The sequence below is a fragment of the Allorhizobium paknamense genome (genome assembly GCF_030815125.1).
Classification (GTDB): Bacteria; Pseudomonadota; Alphaproteobacteria; order Rhizobiales; family Rhizobiaceae; genus Allorhizobium; species Allorhizobium paknamense.
In genome coordinates, this window is record NZ_JAUSWH010000003.1 from 331,792 (window position 1) to 346,566 (window position 14,775).

Consider the following 14,775-nt stretch of genomic DNA (forward strand, 5'->3'; position numbering starts at 1 on the left):
CAGCAGGGACCGGCGAGTTTTCATGACGATCCGCTACATTCGCCCCATCTCGAGGGCGGCGCATCTGGCCCGGCGGATTGCCGGGTTTTCCGTGTTGACGCTGGTTCTGGCCTGGCTGCTCTATCGGTTCGGGCCGCTGCAAACTCCGAATTTCATTGCTCTGGTGCTGATCTCGGCCTTGCTGGCTGCACTTTCGGTGCCGCTGGCGCTGTGGGGGCTTTGGCGCCTCTGGCAGATTGGCGCGGAGGGGGGTGTTGCGGCGCTCAAAGCGCTCCTGCTTGCCCTTCTGCCGCTTGCGGTGGCGGCTTTCGGCGTTCTTCGCTATGAAAACCATCCGCGGCTCTATGAACTGGCCACCGATCCCGAGGATCCCCCCGCCTGGATCGAGGAACCGGTCGCCGCCCAGCGCTGGATGCCGCGCCCGCCGTCCGACCTTGAAGGCAATGCCGCCGTGCAGCGGGCGGCCTATCCCACCTTGACCGTCCGCCGCTATGACGGCGCGCTGGACCGCGTCTATCAGGCGGTGCGAAAGGTGGCTGCAGACCGCCGCATCGCCGTGGTGCTGACGCGCGGCGCCGATCATGCCCGGCCCGATTTCCAGCCGCCGGAGACAGTGCAACCTGCCGGTCCCGGCCTGCCGAAAATGCCGATCCCGCTGCCGCGACCCGATCCGCCGCCGCCCTCTGCCCCGGATGACGGCGAACCGGCAGGCATGGTGCGGCTTCAGGCGGTGGCGCGTCATCGCCTTCTCGGCTTTCCCTTCGATCTCGTCATTCGCCTGCGCGAGGAGGATGAAAGCGTGCTGGTGGACCTGAGGATCGAAAGCCGCTACGGCCCGCATGATCTGGGCTTTGCCGCCGCCATCGCCAATGACTATCTGACGGCGCTCGATGCCGAATTGCTGGGAATTGCGCAGAATTAACTCTGTACTGCCTGTGGAAAACATCGGCGTTTCAGCTTTTGCCTTTTCTGCAAAACCACCCTTCCGGCGCAAAATTACCTCATCCAGCGCGACGTGGAAAAAGAACTCTTCTGTCAAACCTCGCTCCGCAACCGTCCTTTTGCTATTTTTTTGCCACGATTGACTAAATCGACTGGTTTAGTAGCCTTCCATCAGCAAAAACAAGGAGGCTGCTGATGAGAATTTGGAGAAAAGCGGGAGGTCTGGCACTGGGTCTTGCCTTGGTTGTGGCAGGCGTGGCGCCAGCGCTTGCCGATACCAAGCTCCTGAACGTGTCCTACGATCCGACGCGTGAATTCTACAAGGCCTATAACGCCGCCTTTGCCAAGCATTGGAAAACAGAGACAGGTGAAACCGTCACCATCCAGCAGTCGCATGGCGGCTCGGGCAAGCAGGCCCGCTCGGTGATCGACGGCCTGGATGCCGATGTGGTGACGCTGGCGCTGGAAGGCGATATCGACGCCATTGCCAAGGAAACCAAAAAGATTCCGGCGGATTGGCGCAAGCGTCTGCCCAACAATTCCTCGCCCTATACCTCCACCATCGTCTTCCTGGTGCGCAAGGGCAATCCCAAGAACATCCATGACTGGGCCGACCTTGTGAAGGGTGATATCCAGATCGTCACGCCCAATCCGAAGACCTCCGGCGGTGCGCGCTGGAACTATCTGGCTGCCTGGGCCTGGGCCTACAAAGAGTTCAACGGCGACGAGCAGAAGGTGCGCGATTACGTAGCCGAGATCTATAAGCGCGCCCCCGTGCTGGATACCGGCGCCCGTGGCTCCACCGTCACCTTCGCCCAGCGCCAGATCGGCGACGTGCTGATTGCCTGGGAAAACGAGGCCTATCTCGCCAAGGAGGAATTCGCCTCCGATGATTTCGAAATCGTCGTACCGAAGTTGTCCATCCTGGCGGAACCGCCGGTGACGGTGGTGGATGGCAATGCCGATGCCAAGGGCACGCGCAAGGTGGCGGAAGCCTATCTCAACTACCTCTACTCCGCCGAGGGCCAGACGATTGCGGCAAAGAATTTCTACCGCCCGTCCAAGCCCGAACTGGTGCCGGCGGACGTGAAGCCACTGCCGAAACTGGATCTGGTGAGCATTGACGATCCGATCTTCGGCGGCTGGGCAAAGGCGCAGCCCACCCATTTCGGCGATGGCGGCGTGTTCGACCAGATCTACAAGCCCGGCAAATAACCCAGACTTTCCTCCCAGGCATCACACCCCGACGGTTTCGCGCCGCCGGGGTGTGATGCTACGATTTTTCATGGCATGATCAAAAAAGACGGGGACATGACAACAGGCAGCCTCATGAGCAAATGGCGACAGCCAAGCATCCTGCCGGGTTTCGGGCTGACGCTCGGCTATACGCTTTTCTATCTCACCATCATCATCCTCATTCCGCTGGCGGCGCTGATCTGGCGTTCCAGCAGCATCGGCTGGACGGAGTTTGCAGCGCTCGCCACCGATGAGCGCACGCTGCAGGCGCTGAAGGTTAGCTTCGGCTGCGCGCTGATTGCCGCTGCCGTCAATGTTGTGTTCGGCACGCTCACAGCCTGGGTGCTGGTGCGCTACGAGTTTCCGGGCCGCCGCCTGCTGGATGCAATCATCGATCTGCCCTTTGCGCTGCCCACGGCGGTCGCGGGCATTGCCCTTGCCTCGCTTTATGCGCCCAAGGGCTGGGTGGGGGCGCTTTTCCAGCCGCTGGGGCTGAAAATCGCGTTCACGCCGCTTGGCATCATTGTCGCGCTGGTCTTTGTCGGCCTGCCCTTCGTGGTGCGCACCGTGCAGCCGGTGATGGAAGAGATCGACCGCGAGGTGGAGGAGGCGGCTGCAACGCTCGGCGCCAACCGCTTCCAGACCATCACCCGCGTGTTGCTGCCAGCGCTGGTGCCGGCCATTCTCACCGGCTTTGCGCTGGCCTTCGCGCGCGCCGTCGGCGAATATGGTTCGGTCATCTTCATCGCCGGCAATATTCCCTATGTCTCGGAAATTGCGCCCTTGCTCATCGTCATCCGGTTGGAAGAATTCAATATTGCAGGCGCCACCTCCATTGCCTGCATCATGCTGATCATCTCCTTCATCATGCTGCTCGTCATCAACCTGCTACAGTTCTGGAGCCGGAGGAGGTATAGCAATGTCCGCTGATCCCACCCCGCGCTTTCGCGATGCGGCCAGCGAAACGCTGCCGTGGAAAATCATCTTCACCGCCATCAGCATCGTCTTTCTGGCGCTGGTCGTGGTGCTGCCGCTGGTCGCGGTCTTTGTGGAAGCTTTCCGCAAGGGGCCGGAAGCCTTTTTCGAGGCGATTTACGAGCCCGATGCCATGGCGGCCATCAAGCTCACCCTGCTGGTGGCGGCCATCGCCGTGCCGCTCAACCTCGTCTTCGGCGTGGCGGCGGCCTGGGCCATCGCCAAGTTCGAATTTCGCGGCAAGACCTTCCTGATCACCCTGATCGACCTGCCGTTTTCGATTTCGCCGGTCATTTCCGGCCTCGTCTATGTGCTGCTCTTCGGCTCGCAAAGCTTTCTCGGGCCCATCCTCAAATCCTGGGGCATCGAGATCATCTTCGCAGTCCCCGGCATCGTGCTCGCCACCATTTTCGTCACCTTCCCCTTCATCGCCCGTGAACTCATTCCGCTGATGCAGGAGCAGGGCTCGGGCGACGAGGAGGCGGCGATTTCGCTCGGCGCCACCGGCTGGCAGACCTTCTGGTATGTCACGCTGCCCAATATCAAATGGGGCCTGCTCTACGGCGTGCTGCTCTGCAATGCCCGCGCCATGGGTGAGTTCGGGGCAGTCTCGGTCGTGTCCGGCCATGTGCGGGGGCTGACGGAAACCATGCCGCTGCACATCGAGGTTCTCTACAACGAATATAATTTTGCCGCGGCTTTTGCGGTTGCCACGCTGCTGGCACTGCTCGCTCTCGTTACGCTGGCGCTCAAGACGGTTCTTGAGCTGTATTACGGCGACGAGATCTCCGCTGGCCGCAAGCATTGAGGTTTGGACATGGACGTCTCCATCAGAAACATCCGCAAGGAATTCGGCAAGTTTCCGGCACTGCACGGGCTGTCGCTGGATATCGGCTCCGGAGAGCTGATCGCGCTGCTCGGCCCCTCCGGCTCCGGCAAGACCACGCTTCTGCGCCTGATTGCCGGTCTGGAACAGCCCACCGAAGGCCAGATCTTCTTCGGCAAGGAAGATGCATCGCTGAAAAGCGTGCAGGAGCGCAATATCGGCTTCGTCTTCCAGCATTACGCGCTGTTTCGCCATATGACGGTGGCCGACAATATCGCCTTCGGCCTGAAGGTGCGGCCCAAGGCCACGCGCCCGCCTGCGTCCGAGATCAGGAAGCGGGTATCGGACCTTCTCGACATGGTGCAGCTTTCGGGTCTTGAGAAGCGTTATCCCAGCCAGTTGTCCGGCGGCCAGCGGCAGCGCGTGGCGCTGGCGCGCGCCATGGCCATCGAGCCTTCGGTGCTGTTGCTGGACGAGCCCTTCGGCGCGCTGGATGCCAAGGTGCGCAAGGAACTGCGCCGCTGGCTGCGCGAATTTCACGACCGCACCGGCCACACCACCTTCTTCGTCACCCATGACCAGGAAGAGGCGCTGGAACTGGCCGACCGCGTGGTGGTGATGAGCCAGGGCAAGGTGGAGCAAGTGGGCACGGCGGATGATGTCTACGACCGGCCCAACAGCCCCTTCGTCTTCTCCTTCATCGGCGAATCCTCGCATCTGCCGGTCACGGTGAAGGAGGGGACCATCTCCTATCTCGGCCAGCCGATCGGCATTCGGGATGCGGGCGTGGAAGGCGAAGGCACGCTGTTTTTCCGTCCGCAGGATGTGGCGCTGACCACCGATACGGCGGCACTTTCCGGCAAGGTCACCGCCAGCCGGCGTCTTGCGGGCACCCGCATTGCCGAACTCGATATTTCCTCCGGCAATGGCGTGGCCCATCACATCGAAATCGAAGTGCCCCTGGAAGCGGAGGTGGCCATTGGCAAGGAACTGAGCTTCAGGCCGACCCAGTGGAAGTTTTTTCGCGGCTAGAGCACGTCCGGTGAACACGGGTTCACCGGACGTGCTCTAAGCTTTTGTTTTTACGCATTTCCGGACGGAAAACCGGAGTCCACTTTTCCTGGAAATGCTCTGAAGCATGTCGCGCAAAACTGTGCAGCGGTTTTGCGAGAACGACATTTGTTAAAAGAAGAAACTCCGGGGTCCTTCGGCCCGTTCCTTCACGGCTGACGCGCCTCGGATCGTACGGCGCGCAGCGCTTCCGCTAGGAAGGGGCGGGAGAGGCCGTGATAGAGCGCCTCATGCGCCAGCAGCCGTGAGGTGGCATAGCCGAGCATGGCGGCGGCCATGATGGCGATCACGCCCTCATGGTTGGCGGTCATTTCCAGAATGATGACGAAGGCCGTCATCGGCGCCTGCACCACGCCGGCAAAATAACCGGCCATGCCGAGAATGGCGCCGAGCGTGATGCTGGAGCCGATGAGTGCTGCCGCCGTGCTGCCGAGCCCGGCGCCGACCGAAAGCGAAGGCGCGAAAATGCCGCCGGGAATGCCGGAGGCCATGGTCAGGAAAGAGGCTGCGAGTTTCTCGACGAAATAGAAAAGTGGCAGCGCATGGCCTTCCACCGCTCCGCGCGCCTGCTCATAGCCGGTGCCATAGGTCAGCCCGCCGGAGGCAATGCCGATCACCGCCACGCCAAGACCGCAGAGTGCCGCCACCGCCACCGTGTAACGCAACGGACGCGCCTTGGTCTGCACGAAGCGGCGGATGCGCCGCGCCGCATAAAGCGCACCGGCGCTGAACAGCGCGCCAAAGGCGCCGCCGCCGATGCCGCACAGCGCCACCAGCCCCCAGTCGCGAAGCCCCGTCGCGCCGAGATCGGCGGTGCCGAAATAGGTATAGCTGCCCACCAGACCGAGCGCCGAAAGACCAGAGAGAATGACGGCGATTAGCACCAGACCGTTGACGCGGGACTGGTAGCTCTTGCCCATTTCCTCGATGGCGAAAACAATGCCCGCCAGCGGTGTGTTGAAAGCTGCCGCAATGCCTGCCGCCGATCCGGCGAGGATCAGCCCGTTGGCCCGTCGCAGCCCGCCGATCCGCGCCGCCGAAAGCATGACCGAGGCCCCCACCTGCACGGTCGGCCCTTCACGGCCGACGGAGCCGCCGCAGAACAGGCCAAGCGTCGTCAGCACGATCTTGCCCATGGCAATGCGGGGCGAGAGCAGCCGTGCCCGCGCCGCAGGCTCATCCACCAGCCTTGCGGCGATGGCCTGCGGAATGCCGGAGCCCTGGGAGGCCGGAAAATAGCGCGTGGCCAGAAAGGCGCAGAGCGCAAAGCCCGCAGGTGTCAGGATCAACGGCAGCAGGAAGCTGTAGGCGTTCAGCGCCAGCCCTTGATGAAACAAGCCTTGCGCCTTGTCCGCCAGCCAGGCGAACCCGACGCTGATAAGGCCGATGGCGCCCGCGCCAAGCCAGAAAACCAGCCGCATTTTCCACACTCGCCACGAGCCGCCCAGTACGCGGGACCGTCTCAAGAATTTCGAAGTGCGGGGCATAAGGTGGCCTTTCTCGGGAGAGAGCGGGATCGGGAGAGAAGATTGCCCCGCTTTTGACGGGCTTTGCCGGTCAATTCCAGCTTCTTTGAATTTCACCCGTTGAATTTTCCGAAGAGATGGGTTTTTAAACATCACTTTCACGTGAAGTTTACCGAAGACTGGCACAAGCTCTGATCCATGCACTTCCTCTAAACAAACGCGCGAGATGTGACGTGCTGCCCGGGCTTAACCAATAACGTGTTTTACGCATTTCCAGACGGAAAACCGGTTCCCACTTTTCCTGGAAATGCTTTAGAGGCTTGAGATCTCATGGGGCTTTCGCTGGTCTTTGGCGTTGCGGCCTTGCGCCGAACGGGTTTGCCGCTGCGGCATGGCATTGAACTGGGAAGCCAGGGCGATCTGGCGCTGGCGCGGCTTAGAGTGCTGGAGCAGGATCATGCCGCCGCCGGTCTGGTGGCGCTGGGCGACAAGCACGTGCTGTTCAGTGACAGTGGCGACGCCTTTCTGATGTATGCCCGCAAGGGCCGCAGCCTTGTGGTGCTGTTCGATCCCGTCGGTCCGCGCCAGGCCTGGCCGGCGCTGGTCATGCGCTTCATCCGCCATGCCCGCGCCATCGGCTGCCGTCCGGCCTTCTATCAGGTCTCGCCGGACTTTCTGCCGGTTGCCGCCGATGCCGGGCTGAAACTCTACAAGCTGGGCGATCAGGCCCTGGTCGATCTTACCGCCTTCGATCTCAAGGGCGGCGACTGGCTGAAGCTTCGCCGTTCCATCAACCGCGCCGAGCGCGACGGGCTGGACTTCGCGATGATCGCGCCGGAAGCCGTTCCGGGCATGCTGGAGGAACTGGCAGCGGTTTCGGATGCCTGGCTTGCCCATCATCAGGCGGCGGAAAAGGGCTTTTCGCTGGGCACGTTCCGCCGCGATTATGTGGCCTCCCATCCGGTTGCCATCATCCGCCAGGAAGGCCGCATTGTCGCCTTCGCCAATATCCTCACCACCGATACACGCAAAGAAGCCTTCATCGACCTCATGCGCCACCGTCCCGGCACGCATCGCGGCATGATGGATCTGCTGTTCGTCAAGATCATGCTGCATCTGAAGGCGGAAGGTTTCGCCCGGCTCAATCTTGGCATGGCCCCGCTGTCCGGCCTGTCGGACCGCCCCTCCGCGCCGCTGTGGCACCATCTCGGCCGCTTCGTCTTCGAAAACGGCGAGCGCTTCTACAATTTCAAGGGCGTTCAAGCCTTCAAGGCCAAGTTCGACCCCGACTGGCAACCCCGCTACCTCGCCGTCAGCGACCGCAAGGCGCTGCTGCCGGTGCTGGCCGACACCGCGCTCCTGATCGGCGGCGGGGTGAGGGGGCTTTGGCGGCGCTGACGGTCTGGATGAGCCAGCCTGCTACCGGTCACTGACCTGCCAATTCGGGTTGATCCACGGCTCCTGATTGGAGCGGGCGAGCGGTGGCTTGCCGAGAATATGATCGGAAGCCTTTTCGCCGGTCATGATCGATGGGCTGTTGAGATTGCCATAGGTCACATGCGGGAAAATGGATGAGTCAGCCACCCGCAGGCCTTCGACGCCGATCACCCTGGTGGTCGGGTCCACCACGGCCATCCGGTCATCGGCCCGGCCCATTTTACATGTGCCGCAGGGGTGATAGGCTCCTTCCAGATGTTCGCGCAGGAAGGCGTCGATCTCCTCGTCGGACTGCACCTTCGGCCCGGGCGCAATCTCTCCGCCCATATAGGGGGTAAAGGCGGCTTGTGAGAAAATTTCGCGCGTCACCCGCACCGCATGGCGGAATTTCACCCAGTCTTCCAGGTCGCTCATATAGTTGAAGCGCAGCACCGGCGTGTCCTTCACATCCGGCGAGCGCAGCGTCACCGAGCCACGCGATTTCGACATGTTATAGCCGACATGGGCCTGAAATCCGTGGCCTTCCGCCGCCGATTTGCCGTCATAGGAAACGGCGATCGGCAGGAAGTGATATTGAATATCCGGCCATTTGACCCCCGCCGCAGAGCGGATGAAGGCTGCCGCCTCAAACTGATTGGAGGTGCCGAGCCCTTTTTTCAAAAACAGCCATTGCGCCCCCACCACGCCTTTCCAGAACCAGTTGTTTTTCGAGTGAAGGGTGATCGGCAGTTTCGAGCGGAACTGGTGGTAATATTCCAGATGGTCTTGCAGGTTCTGGCCAACCCCGGGACGATCCGCCACCACGCCGATACCCATCTCCTTCAGATGCGCCGCAGGACCGACGCCGGAGAGCATCAGGATTTTCGGAGAATTGAAAGCCGAGGCCGCAAGAATGATTTCGCGATTGGCGCGGATCACTTCGATCTTGCCGCCAATCTCCACCTCGACGCCCACGGCCCGCAATCCCTCGAACACCACCCGCCGTGCATAACAGCGGATCAGCCGGCAGTTCTCCCGTTTCAGCGCCGGTTTCAGATAGGCATTGGCGGCAGACCAGCGGCGGCCCTGCCAACTCGTCTGTTCCATCAGGCCGAAGCCTTCCTGCTGGCGGCCGTTATAATCCTCCGTGACCGGAAAACCGGCCTGACGACCCGCCTCTATAAACGCCTTGTAGAGTGGGTTTTTCACCTCGCCCCGCCGCACATGCAAGGGGCCGTCCGTACCGCGCCAGCCATCCTCGCCGCCATGGGAATGCTCCATGCGCTTGAAATAGGGCAGTACATCCGCATAGGCCCAGCCCGTGGCGCCGAGTTCTTCCCAGCGGTTGAAGTCCTCCGCATGGCCGCGCACATAGACCATGCCGTTGATGGAGGAAGAGCCGCCAATCACCTTGCCGCGCGGCGCAATCATCCGCCGATTGTTGAGATGCGGCTCCGGCTCCGACATGTAACCCCAGTTATAGCGGTCCATGTTCATGGGATAGGCAAGAGCCGCCGGCATCTGCACGAAGGGGCCGATATCCGACCCGCCGAATTCCAGCACGATCACCGTATGCTTGCCATCCTCCGACAGCCGGTAAGCCATGGCAGACCCTGCCGAGCCGGAACCGATGATGACGAAATCTGCCTGGTTCATGATGGTTTGCATCTTCCTGGGTGGGCAAGTTATTTGACGTGGCTTGTCGTGGGGGGACTGCGCTTCAATACGGCGCCTCACACGCCCCCATGCCCACATAGACCGTCTTCAGCTCCGAATAATGCTCCAGAGCCGCCGCCGAATTTTCGCGGCCAAAGCCGGATTGCTTGGAGCCGCCGAAGGGAATTTCCACCGGGCAGAGATTATAGGTGTTGATCCAGAGCGTGCCTGCCTCCAACTGGTCCACCACGCGGTGGGCGCGGGAAAGGTCGGCGGTGAAAACCCCGCCCGCGAGGCCGAATTCCGTGGCGTTGGCGCGGGCGATCACGTCCGCCTCGTGGTCGAAATCCAGCACGCACATCACCGGGCCGAAGATTTCCTCCCGCGCAATGGTCATGTCATCGGTCACATCGGCAAAAATCGTCGGCTGCACGAATGCACCCTGTCCGGATACGGTGTTGGGAATGCCGCCGCCGGTGATGAGACGCGCGCCTTCCGCCTTGCCCTTTTCCATATAGGCCAGCACTTTTTCCCGCTGGGCGAAGGACACGAGCGGCCCCATCTGCGTTGCCTCATCCTGCGGATCGCCGAGGATGATGGCTTCCGTACGCGCCTTGGCGCGGGCGAGGAATTTCTCCTTGATGGCGCGATGCACGAAGACGCGGGTACCATTGGAGCAGACCTGCCCGGTGGAATAGAAATTGCCGAGCATGGCGCCGGAAACCGCGCTTTCGATATCGGCATCGTCAAACACGATCAGCGGCGATTTGCCGCCCAGTTCCATCGTCACATGCTTGAGATGGCCAGCGGCAGCCGCCGCCACCTTGCGCCCAGTCGGCACCGAACCGGTGAGCGAAACCTTGGCAATATCGGGATGATTGACCAAAAGCGGCCCGGTCTCCCGGTCGCCCTGAATGACATTGAAAAGCCCCTTCGGCGCACCGGCCTCGATCAGGATTTCAGCGATCTTCAAAGCACCCAGCGGGGTGACTTCCGAAGGCTTGAAGATCATGGCATTGCCGGCGGCGAGGGCGGGCGCCGCCTTCCAGCAGGCGATCTGCTGCGGATAATTCCAGGCGCCGATGCCCACGCATACGCCAAGCGGCACGCGCTTGGTATAGGCCCAGTCACCCCCCAGCGGAATATGCGCGCCGTTGAGAGCGGTGGCGGCAATGCCACCGAAGAATTCAAAGGCATCCGCGCCCGAGGTCGGGTCCGCCACGATGGTTTCCTGAATGGGCTTGCCGGTATCCAGCGTTTCCAGTTCCGACAATTCGCGGTTACGCTCCCGCATGATCTCGGCGGCCTTTTTCAGCACCCGCCCGCGGGCGGTGGGAGAAAGCGCCGCCCATTCCTTCTGCGCCCGCTTTGCCGACGCGATGGCCTGTTCCACGATGGCCGGTGTGGCGGCATAAAGGCGGGCAATTACCTCGCCAGTGGCGGGATAAATGCTCTCGATCACGCTGCCGGATGTGTCTTCCACATAGGCGCCATCGATGAAGTGAGAGGCTTTGGGCTGGGCTTTCATGGTTTCTTTCCGGCTTGTTTCAGGTCGGCGTCATAGGCTTCAAGGAAGGCGGGCAGCACTTTCGCCCTCCTTTCCCAGGCTTCACGGAATTCGCGCAGATAAAGCGCCGCCTCCGCCTTTCCGCCCATTTCCACATAACCACCCGGAAGCTTGGGCATGGGCGGCCATTTCCCCTCACGGGCAGCGAGGGCAAGCATGGGCAGAGCGTATTCATTGCTGTCGCGAATGGCCTGGAAATGCTTGGCAAAGTCGATCTTCTTGCGCGTTGCAAGGTCCACCAGCAGCGCCGTGGCCGGGAAGGTCACCGAACCGTCTTCCGAATAGGTCTCGAGAATGGGGCGGCAACCGGCAAAATCACCTGTCCGGCAGTAAAGCTGCAGCAGCACATAGCGAATGCCCTGATTGTCATTGGGGTTCAGATCCAGCAGGCGCTGGAAAACGGCAATGGCGTCCTGCCAGTCCTCAAGCTGCATCAGCGCCAGGCCGAGATTGTGCTGGGCACGCATCCAGGGCCGGGTGCCGAGATAGCCCCACCATTCCATCTCCGGGTCAGTCAGCACCGGCTTGAACAGCCGTTCGCCGATGCGCACCGCCTCGCGAAACAGCGCCACGCTTTCGGCGTGCGTGCCGGCATGAATGCCGAGAAGATTATAGGCGTCGATGGCGTCGGCATCGACATTCAGCGCCGCTCTCGCCAGCTTCACCTGCTCGGAGGGCCTTTCCGCATCCCAGGCCTCAATCAGCAAGGGGTCGGCGGGGCTATCGATATCCGGCCCAAAGGCCTGATCGACGAATTTCGCTTTTCTCACTGCGGGCATGCCATGTCCTCCAGATGTTGGCGAACATAGCTCTCCACCAGACTAATGGAGGTTTCAATGGATAAAGGCACAGCCCGCAGGCTCTGGCGAAGGTAAAGCCCGTCGATCATCGCGGCGGTGCCTTCGGCAATCTGCTCGGCCTCAGCGCGAGGGGTGAGGCCCTTCAGCGCATCCAGCAGGTTGGAGCGCAGCCGCCTTGCATAAAGCACCAGCAGGCGTCGTGTCTCCTCCGAGCGCTGCGCCTCGGTATAAAAGGCAAGCCAGGCCGCCACCGTTTCCGGCGCAAACTGGTCTGCCTGGAAGCTGACGCGGATGATGGCGGAAATGCGCGCTCTTGGCGTTTCCGCCGCCCTGAGCGCTGCCACGCCATCCTCACGCAATTGCCTGAGAAGCGAGCGGATCGTTTCGATCAGCAACTGCTCCTTGGAGCCGAAATAATGATGCGCCAGCGCCGGAGATACGCCGGCGGTGCGGGCAATTTCCGACATGGTGACGGAAAGCGACCCATGATGGCCAATGGCCTTCAGGGCTGCGTCCACCAATGCCTTGCGCCTGAGCGGCTCCATTCCGAGTTTGGGCATTTTGTCTCCTTGATGAATGCCAGTTTAATTTTGATTGACTCATCAATCAATAAAAAATGCGCCGAACCCGGATGGTTTTGCGCCGCCTTTTCTCTTCAGGAAGGCTTCGGCTCGTTGCCTCTGTGGCTTGTCATCAAACTTTCATCTTCTGGAAAGCTTTCGTTGAGGCTTTTCCGCCAGCGTGGGCGCGCCTGAGGAGCGCCCGGATGGATGTTCCCGCGGCATTTTCAAACATCCGAGGTGTCAACATAAGACGCCCGGGCCGATTTCAGGGTTAGGGGGATTTCATGACGGGACGTGCTGCTGCGGTGGAAGCGGGTTTATTGCGCCGCTATGCCAGTGATCAGCTTCTGACGCTTGCAAAGGCCGTGATGGAAAATGCCTTCCAACCTATTGTCGAGGTGCAGACCGGCGCGGTGTTCGGCCACGAAGCGCTGATGCGCGGGCAGGAACGCATCGGCTTCGAGACGCCGCTCGATCTTCTGGATCAGGCGGAGAGCGCCGGGCAGTTGCTGGCGCTCGAACAGATGCTCACCAGCCGGGCGCTGGCGAAATTCGCAAGCCTGCCCGATCACGCTCATTACACGCTGTTTCTCAATCTCGACCATAGGCTGATCGCCCATGGCGACACGCTGGTGGAGGGCTTGCTTACCCATCTGCGGGCGGCGGCCATTGCCCCGTCCTCGGTCTGTTTCGAACTGTCGGAGCGCAGCGACAACACCAGCCATGCCGATTTTTCGCGCCTCGTCACGCGCCTGCGCAGCGCCGGTTTCAAGCTCGCCATCGATGATTTCGGCATCGGTCATGGCGAGATGAAGCTGCTCTGCGATTATCCGGTGGATTACCTCAAGGTCGACCGGCATTTCATTCACCAACTCGATCACAATCCGCGCAAGCGGCATCTGGTGAAAAACATCGTGCAGACGGCGCATGTGCTGGGCGTCAGGGTGATTGCCGAAGGCATCGAGACCGAAGGCGAATTTGTTACCTGCCGGGATATGGGCGTCGATCTGGTGCAGGGCTGGCATATTGCCCGGCCCACCCCGCATCTGAGCGAACTGAAGCCTGCCTATCCGCATCTCAAGGAAGCCGGGCCGCTGCGTAGGGTCGGTCAGTCGCTGGATGAAATCCTGATCCGCCGCGAGGTGGAAACTCTGCCGGCGGTCTATGAGAATGACAGTATCGAAACGGTATTCGATCTTTTCCGGCGCAATCCGCGCCAGTCCTTCTTTCCCGTGCTCAATGCCAATGGTGAGCCCCGCGGCATCATCCACGAACTGCATTTGAAAGAATATATCTACCAGCCCTTCGGCCGCGATCTGTTGAAGAACAAGGTCTATGAACGCTCCATCTCGCATTTCGTGGAGCGGGCGCCCGTGGTGGGGCTGGATGCCGATGCCGACCGGCTGATGTCGATTTTCGCCAATATGGAAGGCTCCGACTGCGTGCTGCTGACGGAAAACCTGCGCTATGCCGGGGTGATTTCGGCGGCCTCGCTCATTCGCATCATCAATGAAAAGCAGTTGAAGAACGCCCAGGACCAGAACCCGCTGACCGGCCTGCCGGGCAATCGCGCCATCCGCGATTTCATGCAGCAGGCGGGCCGCGACAGCGATGGCGCGCGGCATTTCTGCTATTGCGATTTCGACAACTTCAAACCCTTCAACGATCATTACGGCTTCCACCTCGGCGATCACGCCATCTCGCTCTTCGCCGCGCTGATGCGCCGCTATTTCTTCTCGGCGGATGTGTTTCTCGGCCATGTCGGCGGCGATGACTTCTTCATCGGCCTCACCGACTGGACCCGCGAGGAACTGACCGAAATCCTCGACCGGCTGCTTTCGGATTTTCATGGTGACGTGGTGGAGCTTTATGCGCCGGAAGACCGGCAGCAGGGTCGCATTCGCGGCGAGGACCGCAATGGCGTGGAACGGGACTTTCCGCTGATGCGCTGCTCCATCGGCGTGCTGGAATTGCCAAAGGGCCTGGTGATCGACGACGTCAGCCGCCTTTCGGCGGAAATCGCCACGCTGAAGAAAAGCGCCAAGGATAGCGAAGCCGGGCTCTACGTTTCCACCATCCGCCCGCCGCAGGCATAGAGCATTACAGCGCCGTGCGTTTTATCAAACGCACAAAGGACGCTGTAACACTTTAAAGCTGCTGCATAATTTTCACCTTAAATCCACTCCGATTTAAGGAATTATGCAGTAGGGGCAGGGCGTTTCCCGCCCCCCGCGTCGATCCGCCTCCTTTTCTTTGC

Annotated in this window: 12 protein-coding genes; 7 read left to right on the top strand and 5 right to left on the bottom strand. The window is 61.2% G+C overall.

Features of this window, described 5'->3' with window-relative positions; genetic code table 11:
- Positions 1–22 precede the first annotated feature (22 nt).
- From QO005_RS07450 to QO005_RS07470, 5 genes are all read left to right on the top strand, one after another.
- Positions 23–922, top strand: a complete 900-nt coding sequence (locus QO005_RS07450) for a DUF1499 domain-containing protein (RefSeq protein WP_307157359.1) — start codon at positions 23–25, stop codon at positions 920–922.
- A gap of 215 nt (positions 923–1,137) precedes the next feature.
- A complete protein-coding gene (locus QO005_RS07455; RefSeq protein WP_307157360.1) occupies positions 1,138–2,157 on the top strand; it encodes a sulfate ABC transporter substrate-binding protein in 1,020 nt (339 codons plus the stop codon).
- 96 nt (positions 2,158–2,253) lie between these two features.
- Positions 2,254–3,108 (top strand): sulfate ABC transporter permease subunit CysT, encoded by an 855-nt coding sequence (gene cysT / locus QO005_RS07460; RefSeq protein ID WP_307157361.1) that lies wholly within the window; start codon positions 2,254–2,256, stop codon positions 3,106–3,108.
- Entirely contained in the window at positions 3,098–3,961 is an 864-nt protein-coding gene (gene cysW, locus QO005_RS07465) for a sulfate ABC transporter permease subunit CysW (RefSeq protein ID WP_307157362.1), read from the top strand. Before cysT ends, cysW begins: the two co-directional genes overlap by 11 nt.
- A gap of 9 nt (positions 3,962–3,970) precedes the next feature.
- Positions 3,971–5,011, top strand: coding sequence for a sulfate/molybdate ABC transporter ATP-binding protein (locus tag QO005_RS07470; RefSeq protein WP_307157363.1), 1,041 nt, complete (start codon positions 3,971–3,973; stop codon positions 5,009–5,011).
- 188 nt (positions 5,012–5,199) lie between these two features.
- On the opposite strand, the gene QO005_RS07475 is transcribed toward QO005_RS07470, so the two are convergent.
- Positions 5,200–6,471 (bottom strand): chloride channel protein, encoded by a 1,272-nt coding sequence (locus tag QO005_RS07475; protein WP_370878014.1) that lies wholly within the window; start codon positions 6,469–6,471, stop codon positions 5,200–5,202.
- A 375-nt stretch (positions 6,472–6,846) separates the two neighbouring features.
- Between QO005_RS07475 and QO005_RS07480 the strand changes: the two genes are divergently transcribed.
- Positions 6,847–7,914 (top strand): phosphatidylglycerol lysyltransferase domain-containing protein, encoded by a 1,068-nt coding sequence (locus tag QO005_RS07480; RefSeq protein ID WP_307157365.1) that lies wholly within the window; start codon positions 6,847–6,849, stop codon positions 7,912–7,914.
- 21 nt (positions 7,915–7,935) lie between these two features.
- On the opposite strand, the gene betA is transcribed toward QO005_RS07480, so the two are convergent.
- From betA to betI, 4 genes are all read right to left on the bottom strand, one after another.
- Positions 7,936–9,588: a choline dehydrogenase gene (gene betA, locus QO005_RS07485; RefSeq protein ID WP_307157366.1), complete on the bottom strand. Its 1,653-nt coding sequence runs from the start codon at positions 9,586–9,588 to the stop codon at positions 7,936–7,938.
- A 64-nt stretch (positions 9,589–9,652) separates the two neighbouring features.
- Entirely contained in the window at positions 9,653–11,116 is a 1,464-nt protein-coding gene (gene betB / locus QO005_RS07490) for a betaine-aldehyde dehydrogenase (RefSeq protein WP_307157367.1), read from the bottom strand.
- Entirely contained in the window at positions 11,113–11,934 is an 822-nt protein-coding gene (locus QO005_RS07495; RefSeq protein ID WP_307157368.1) for a tetratricopeptide repeat protein, read from the bottom strand. The genes betB and QO005_RS07495 overlap by 4 nt, the downstream gene beginning before the upstream one ends.
- Positions 11,922–12,515: a transcriptional regulator BetI gene (gene betI, locus QO005_RS07500; RefSeq protein ID WP_307157369.1), complete on the bottom strand. Its 594-nt coding sequence runs from the start codon at positions 12,513–12,515 to the stop codon at positions 11,922–11,924. The genes QO005_RS07495 and betI overlap by 13 nt, the downstream gene beginning before the upstream one ends.
- Before the next feature lie 287 nt (positions 12,516–12,802).
- Between betI and QO005_RS07505 the strand changes: the two genes are divergently transcribed.
- Positions 12,803–14,614 carry a bifunctional diguanylate cyclase/phosphodiesterase gene (locus QO005_RS07505; RefSeq protein WP_307157370.1) on the top strand — a complete coding sequence of 604 codons (1,812 nt, stop codon included), beginning with the start codon at positions 12,803–12,805 and terminating at the stop codon, positions 14,612–14,614.
- Positions 14,615–14,775 lie beyond the last annotated feature (161 nt).